1 protein-coding gene and 1 pseudogene are annotated in these 774 nt (G+C 22.2%); one reads left to right on the plus strand and one right to left on the minus strand.

Going from position 1 to position 774, the window contains the following annotated elements:
• Positions 1 to 113: DUF2972 domain-containing protein (locus JG677_RS08405; protein WP_200286188.1), on the plus strand; the 113-nt coding region annotated here is incomplete at its 5' end.
• A 118-nt stretch (positions 114 to 231) separates the two neighbouring features.
• On the opposite strand, the pseudogene JG677_RS08410 reads toward JG677_RS08405, so the two are convergent.
• Positions 232 to 774 (minus strand): annotated as a pseudogene (locus JG677_RS08410) (apolipoprotein N-acyltransferase); the annotation flags it as partial.

Raw genomic sequence — 774 nt, forward strand, 5'->3', positions numbered from 1 at the left:
AAAACATACTAGATTATGAACTTACTCATATTAAAAAACATCGTCCCGATATCATAGCTTCTTGGAAATACTATCAAGAATTTGAAAAGATGTGTAAGGAGTTGGATGGGTGATTTTATTTATAGAAATTAAAATTTCCCATCTTATTTAAATAGAAGTTTGATAATTTAACTAGCAAGTATTTAGTTCGATTAAAAATTAAATACTTGCTAAAAAATTTAAATTTTTGTTTTAAGATTTATATATTTTTGCAATTATTTTTTTATAAAAAATATACCATTTTTGACTCAAAGGCTTTTTTGGTTTTATTATAGCATTTTCTTTACCATTAACAGCGTGATAAATACTTACATTATATTTATTAGCATAGTATTTCATAAGAAGTTGTTGAAGTTTATATTCGCTTGAATGATTAAACCAAGCATTATTTGATATAGCTATAATAATGCTAGAATTTTTATAAATTTGTTCTTTTGTAGCTTCATAACATATAGCATTAGTGATGATTTGATTATTAAGTTTATATTGACTTTGTAAAGGACCTTTAGAAAATTCTTCCATATCAGGTAATAAATATTTATTGATAATATCTTTAAAAAATGGAATTTCTTCTCCAAAAGGCACTAAAAAATGCTTATTAAAAATATAAACATTTCCTGCTTTAAAAATATAAGTGCTATTGTAAGTTTTATTTTCTTCTATATTAAAAGCACCTGTAATAATTGTAATTTCATGAGATAAATTTTTAAGTGTTTTTTCATAAGATGTATTTTT

The sequence above is a fragment of the Campylobacter sp. TTU-622 genome (assembly GCF_016598965.1).
Classification (GTDB): Bacteria; Campylobacterota; Campylobacteria; order Campylobacterales; family Campylobacteraceae; genus Campylobacter_D.